This is a genomic window from Planktotalea sp. (assembly GCF_049680325.1).
GTDB lineage: Bacteria > Pseudomonadota > Alphaproteobacteria > Rhodobacterales > Rhodobacteraceae > Planktotalea.
Genome location: NZ_JBAUHO010000364.1, coordinates 1 through 4,883, shown reverse-complemented (window position 1 = coordinate 4,883; position 4,883 = coordinate 1). Strand labels below are relative to the sequence as shown.

General features: G+C 53.8%; 6 protein-coding genes and 1 tRNA gene. 3 read left to right on the top strand and 4 right to left on the bottom strand.

Features of this window, described 5'->3' with window-relative positions:
- Window positions 1–59: 59 nt before the first annotated feature.
- Window positions 60–833 carry an SDR family NAD(P)-dependent oxidoreductase gene (locus WBC85_RS16410; RefSeq protein ID WP_424439804.1) on the top strand — a complete coding sequence of 258 codons (774 nt, stop codon included), beginning with the start codon at window positions 60–62 and terminating at the stop codon, window positions 831–833.
- 4 nt (window positions 834–837) lie between these two features.
- Here the strand turns inward: WBC85_RS16410 and WBC85_RS16405 are convergent, their stop codons facing one another.
- From WBC85_RS16405 to WBC85_RS16395, 3 genes are all read right to left on the bottom strand, one after another.
- On the bottom strand, window positions 838–1,365 hold the full coding sequence (locus tag WBC85_RS16405; protein WP_424439801.1) for a hypothetical protein: 528 nt from the start codon (window positions 1,363–1,365) through the stop codon (window positions 838–840).
- 120 nt (window positions 1,366–1,485) lie between these two features.
- Window positions 1,486–1,572: transfer RNA gene (locus WBC85_RS16400), tRNA-Leu, on the bottom strand.
- A gap of 109 nt (window positions 1,573–1,681) precedes the next feature.
- Window positions 1,682–2,164, bottom strand: coding sequence for a DUF2306 domain-containing protein (locus WBC85_RS16395; RefSeq protein WP_424439798.1), 483 nt, complete (start codon window positions 2,162–2,164; stop codon window positions 1,682–1,684).
- Window positions 2,165–2,266: 102 nt separating this feature from the next.
- Between WBC85_RS16395 and WBC85_RS16390 the strand changes: the two genes are divergently transcribed.
- Window positions 2,267–3,043, top strand: coding sequence for a LytTR family DNA-binding domain-containing protein (locus WBC85_RS16390; protein WP_424439795.1), 777 nt, complete (start codon window positions 2,267–2,269; stop codon window positions 3,041–3,043).
- 57 nt (window positions 3,044–3,100) lie between these two features.
- Entirely contained in the window at window positions 3,101–3,766 is a 666-nt protein-coding gene (lipB, locus tag WBC85_RS16385; protein WP_424439792.1) for a lipoyl(octanoyl) transferase LipB, read from the top strand.
- Here lipB and WBC85_RS16380 read toward each other — a convergent pair.
- Entirely contained in the window at window positions 3,763–4,557 is a 795-nt protein-coding gene (locus WBC85_RS16380) for a helix-turn-helix domain-containing protein (protein ID WP_424439789.1), read from the bottom strand. The two genes, lipB and WBC85_RS16380, sit on opposite strands and share 4 nt — an antisense overlap.
- Window positions 4,558–4,883 lie beyond the last annotated feature (326 nt).

Genomic DNA, 4,883 nt, shown 5'->3' with positions numbered 1-4,883 from the left:
TGATCTCTGGCAGCGCGACATATGACGCGCTAGAACAATGTCAAACAGGGGGATCGAACATGAGTATTCAAGATTGGAACGGCCAAGCAGCCGTTGTCACAGGCGGTGCATCTGGCCTGGGTGCAGCAACAGCCAGCGCATTGGCAGATGCTGGGCTAAAAGTTGCGCTTTTTGATATGAACAACGAAAAAGGCGAAGCGCACGCAGCTACAATCGGCGGAATGTTCTGCAATGTAGATGTGTCCGACCCCGCCAGCGTCAAAGCCGGCCTCGATAAGGTTGTCGCCAGCCTCGGCGCGCCGCGCGTTATGGTAAATTGCGCAGGGATTGCGCTTGCAGGAAAAACCGTCAGCCGCGGCGAGCCACATGATTTCGCCCTTTTCGACAAAACCATTCGCGTCAATCTCATTGGCTCTTTCAACTGCGCCAGTCAGGCCGCGGCGCTAATGGCCGCGAGCGAACCGATGGCACCGGACGGCGCGCGCGGCGTCATTATCAATACGGCCTCCGTTGCCGCCTATGAAGGACAAATCGGCCAGATCGCCTATTCCGCCTCCAAGGGTGGTATCGTTGGCATGACCCTGCCCATGGCACGTGATCTCGCGGATAAAGGCATCCGCGTTTGCTCGATTGCTCCGGGCCTGTTCCTGACACCGCTGCTGGAAAGCCTTCCCGAGGACGTGCAGCACTCGCTCGGCCAACAGGTTCCCTTCCCCTCGCGTCTTGGACAACCGTCTGAATTTGGAAAACTGGTGTGCAGCATCGTCGACAATCCGATGCTGAACGGCGAGGTCATCCGTCTGGACGGCGCAATCCGCATGACCGCACGCTAAGGCACTATAAAGCGACAGCCCTTTCCCAGGACAAATTAAGTACTCTGCTCTGCCGCTTAGGCAGGGCTTTGCGATCAATCAATTTACCGTGGACTTCAAAATCGTCATCTATTTTTACAAAAAGCAATTTGTTAAAATGTCGATCCAGACGCACCCTTGTCTGCTGACTCTTGCAAAGCGGTGAAATCGTTTTGATCTCGACAAAATCGTTTCCTACGCGCCCGTCAGAACCCTGCGCATGGGTCCTATGTAACTTGATACCGTAGATGATCGCGCCAAATAGCTCTCCGATATCTCCATAGGCATTCAAATGCTGACCGGTTTTAAGAAAATAGCTTTTCGCGAGCGTTAGCAGATCCAGAAAGTAGGGCACGAGCGTGATATCGGCATTCGGATATCTCAGACGCAAGTCGGCCTGTCGCTCCAGTTCAGCCAAGCGGCTAGAGCGAATTTCATCAGGATCGATAATGCTGTCCCAGCCGATCCATTCCCCATCGATCCAAAAAGCGTTGTCAGGCCCAAGGACATCCATTTTTCTGCTCCACTTATCGCGTGGGACAGTACAGCCAAACCACTTGGGCAAAAATATGACCGGCAATGGAATACGCTAACCGACTGTGCGGGCAGCTCTCACTTTAACGGGAAATCTTGTTGGTGCGGTCGGGGGGACTCGAACCCCCACGAGTGTTACCTCACAGCGACCTCAACGCTGCGCGTCTACCAATTCCGCCACGACCGCGAAACCAACAAGTGGGCTGCATATAGACGAGGCAATTTGTGATGCCAAGGGCAATTCGCATACGCCATCGCAAAACTGTCACGAAAGCGAATTTGACACCGTCAACCCGCTAGGCCTTTTCGCGCGAAAGGGTCCTACGCCACATAATCAACGCTGCGCCGCCCAATAGCATTGCGCCAGCAAAACCCGGCACTTCAAAGCCCTTGAAAACCACTTGCGACATCACGCGGCCAGGTAGCAGCGTGAACAGCCCCGCCCCGATCAAACCTGCCATCGCGCCCAGCATGTTTTGTTTGTGCGCTTTGATGCGTCCTGCTCGTGCCGACGTGATCGCTGCGATCAAGGTATAAAGCGTGAAAACTGATAGAATGTGGATGGGACTGAAAGGGCCGACCAACCTTATTTCATGAATCGCAAACGAGCTCAGCGCGGTAAATGCCATCGCCGCGACCCAAACACGTCCCAGCGACTTGTGCAGGCGATCCCCTTTGCGCCGCATCAGCATGACCGGCGTTAACGCCAATGCACTAAACGCCGCAAGGGCGTGAATTTGGATGGACATTGGTGCGCTTAAGAGCGGCGTGAAATCCATGATATTGTTCCTTTTCCAAGTCGGGTGAGTTAGGTTAAGACCCTCTTGGATGCGGCGCTGCGCGGCGTCAGCAAGCAATGCGGCGAACGGCGGAGAAAATACGTGACAAACAGCCCCACGCAACACGCGCTTCGTGAAGTGCGGCGCATTTATTCAACGCGGCTTGCACAAATGATCCTTCTGGCCGTTGCGCTTTTGCTAGGCATCTCAGGTCCCTTTGGCACATTGGAAGCCATGAACTTCGGCCCCCGCCTTGCCTATTGGCTGGTAACTGTGCCTTTGACCTTTGCGCTTGGCGTTTTCACCTCTGCCTTTGTCGCCGAAACCACGCGGCGCAGCAAACAGCCATGGCTCTCTCCGGTGCTTGTTTCGCTCTCAACCGCGGTCACGATTGGCATTACTGTCACCTTGCTGAACGGGCTCGCCTTTGCGCGCTCGCCTCTGGATACAGCGCATTTCGGAACGCCCATATTTTCGATTATGGCCACAGCCGCCGTGATTGCCTTCGTGTTTAAATCTCTTTCGGATGGCAGGATCAAACCTGCCCAGACCCAGAAACAACCGCCGCCACTACTGGACCGCCTCGACTTCGATAAACGCGGCGCACTTATCTCGCTCAGTGTTCAGGACCACTATGTCGAGGTTACGACCACGAAAGGGACGGCATTGGTGCTTATCCGCCTGAGCGATGCGATGCGCGAAACCGGCTCTGTTCAGGGCGTGCAAATCCACCGCTCGCACTGGGTCGCCCTTTCTCACATCACCGCTGCACGGCGCGACGGGGACAGGGCGATCCTGACACTGTCTGACGGGCGCGACCTACCAGCAAGCCGTAGCAACATCAAAACCCTCAAAGAGCATGGTATCTTGCCGCGATAGTGCGGCGCGCAACAAGTAGGAATTGCGTGCAAAGCCCTGCCATAGTACCCCGCAACTATGGTTGAATGGAAAATATCAAACGAGCTGGTCGCCTATGACGCTGCCGTCGCTTTCATGGAAGCCCGCGCCGAGGCCATTGCCGCAGGCAGCGCCGATGAAATGGTCTGGCTGCTGGAACACCCCCCGCTTTATACCGCCGGGACCTCTGCCAATGTCGCCGATCTGAAAGACCCTGATCGTTTTCCCGTCCATACATCCAAACGCGGCGGGCAATATACCTATCACGGCCCCGGCCAACGCGTGGCCTATGTCATGCTTGATGTCGCCAAGCGGGGACGCGATGTGCGCGCCTTTGTGCAAAGCCTTGAAGAATGGGTGATCGCAACGCTTGCAGAATTCAACATCACAGGCGAAATTCGCGACGGGCGCGTTGGCGTCTGGGTGACGCGCCCTGACAAACCCTTGCTGGCGAACGGCGCTTTGGCGGAAGACAAGATCGCCGCGATCGGCATCCGCCTGCGCAAATGGGTCAGCTTTCATGGCATTTCGATAAACGTAGAACCCGACCTCGAACATTTTGCCGGCATCGTTCCATGCGGAATCACCCAATATGGTGTAACCAGCCTCGTTGATCTGGGCCTACCTGTCAGCATGGGTGATCTGGATGTTGCACTAAAGCGAAGCTTTGAGGCGACGTTCGGGCCTGACGAGACAAAAAGCTAGTCGTCCGGACACAGGAACCTCGTGACGTATTTAGGCAAATGCTCTTTATCAAAAAAGGTCGCGTGATTGCGCAATTCCCGCGCCTCTTTCAAAGGTTGCTCCAGCTTCACCAAAAATGAGCGAGACAGCCTTTTTTCTGCATTCGCATCATCAACTGCAAGGGTCACCGAGCCCTGGAAACATGTGGCTGGCTCCAAGCGCGGCTCAGGCTTCAAATAGATTGTACTTACGATAGCTATGGGTGGTGCGTGGATAAAGACCGCCGTAAAGCAATCTCCCTGCTTAAGTATTATACCGCGATATTCGCGAGATCGACGCGTTAGATTTTTGCACGGCATATAGAGTTCAACAGCGTCGAACCCGCGCATAACCTGTCCACTACCGACTTGCTTAACATTCAAAAGCGAAACAGTGAATTTTCCGGGATGTGCAAGCGACTTTCGCCAGTTTGCATAGAGGCCGTTGGGAAACTGTTCGTTACTTTGGTTAAGGTCGTGCCCCTCTGAAACATAGGAAAAAGCGTCGACAAGGCCGTTTGCGTTTGGCGAAAAACTGCGTTCCAAACCGATCTGCGCGCTCTCGCCAATCAGGGACTCTAGCATAATGTTCGCATTTACATCGAAATAGTCACAAATCTTCGCTAGCACATTTGGCTTCGGAAAGGACTGGCTACTCAAGTAGCGATGAAACTGAACTTTCCCGATACCAAGGTCCCGTGCAACAGACGAAATCGACGGTTTTTGCTGACAAAGCAGCCGCAGATTTTCCCCGAAAACAAAGTTAACCGACATCTTACCAAGCCCAACCGTTCTGCTTGAAAATTCGAAACGGACTCCGAATTTACATTGCGCGTGAACACACTACCCCATTTTGCAATGATCCACTTCTATAAAATTCCTGGGTGCTTGCAATGATGTTGACGTCGATAAATGTTAATACCGTCAAACAGCTGCTGCCCGTCCATCTATTTTGCTGCGCCCGAAACGCGCATAAACCCTCAACCCATTTACATCTTTGATAAATTTGCATGTGCAGCATCGCGTTCCGATCGCATTAATTGCGACCGCTACTACAAGCTGAGTTACAAATTTGCATCCAAAGCGGCCTGATGATCCTC

What these genes read in the sequence shown, in the direction of transcription:
- WBC85_RS16380 (WP_424439789.1), bottom strand. Translation starts at nt 4,557, where the DNA reads ATGTCGGTTAACTTTGTTTTCGGGGAAAATCTGCGGCTGCTTTGTCAG.
- WBC85_RS16410 (WP_424439804.1), top strand. Translation starts at nt 60, where the DNA reads ATGAGTATTCAAGATTGGAACGGCCAAGCAGCCGTTGTCACAGGCGGT.
- lipB (WP_424439792.1), top strand. Translation starts at nt 3,101, where the DNA reads ATGGTTGAATGGAAAATATCAAACGAGCTGGTCGCCTATGACGCTGCC.
- WBC85_RS16395 (WP_424439798.1), bottom strand. Translation starts at nt 2,164, where the DNA reads ATGGATTTCACGCCGCTCTTAAGCGCACCAATGTCCATCCAAATTCAC.
- WBC85_RS16405 (WP_424439801.1), bottom strand. Translation starts at nt 1,365, where the DNA reads ATGGATGTCCTTGGGCCTGACAACGCTTTTTGGATCGATGGGGAATGG.